Origin of the sequence: Mesorhizobium sp. M2A.F.Ca.ET.039.01.1.1, from assembly GCF_003998035.1 — a bacterium.
Classification (GTDB): domain Bacteria; phylum Pseudomonadota; class Alphaproteobacteria; order Rhizobiales; family Rhizobiaceae; genus Mesorhizobium.
In genome coordinates this window covers 1-647 of the sequence record NZ_RZRY01001405.1, presented here as the reverse complement: position 1 = coordinate 647, position 647 = coordinate 1, and the positions used below count along the sequence as shown (strand labels likewise).

Genomic DNA, 647 nt, shown 5'->3' with positions numbered 1-647 from the left:
AGACAGGGTGAAGGCGGACGTCGTCTGCAGCGTGCCGCCATTGAAGGTCAGGCCGCCGGAAGCGGCGCCGAGATTGGTGTCGGCGGAGACCGACAGCGTGCCATCGCTCAGTGTCCACGGCGTGACCGCGGATGTCGTTCCCGTCAAAGTCCAAGTGCCGGTGCCGGTCTTCTGATAGAGTCCGAACCCGTCATATTTGGCGCCGGGGCCGAGTTGAGAAACGTCGAATGAGCCGTCAGCGCTGCCACCGAGGTTGAACGTATCGGCGGCACTGAAAGCTTTCACGTTGCCAGCAATGTTCGAGGTCGACCAGATCTCGAGCGAGTTGACCCCGCCGGTAAACTGAATTGCCTGACCAGCGAGGCCGCCACCTGATCCCCCTGCGCCACCGGTGATGGTGCCGCCATTGATGACCGCGATCCCCGCGCCCTTGATGCCGGCACCTCCGTCGCCCGGCGCCAAGAGCCCCGTGCCCCCGGCACCGCCGGCGATTGTCCCGTCCGCTTCATTGATGACGGTTCCGCCAGAAAGCAATTGCACGCCGGCACCGCCATCGCCGCCGGCGCCTCCGGAAGTACCAAAACTGTTACCGCCGACGCCGCCGGTCAGGGTGCCGCTGTTGGTAACCGTGCCGCCTACGGTCAGCA

General features: G+C 65.2%; 1 pseudogene. It reads right to left on the bottom strand.

The features are described 5' to 3' along the window. Positions 1 to 647 (bottom strand): annotated as a pseudogene (locus tag EOA24_RS42260) (autotransporter domain-containing protein); the annotation flags it as partial.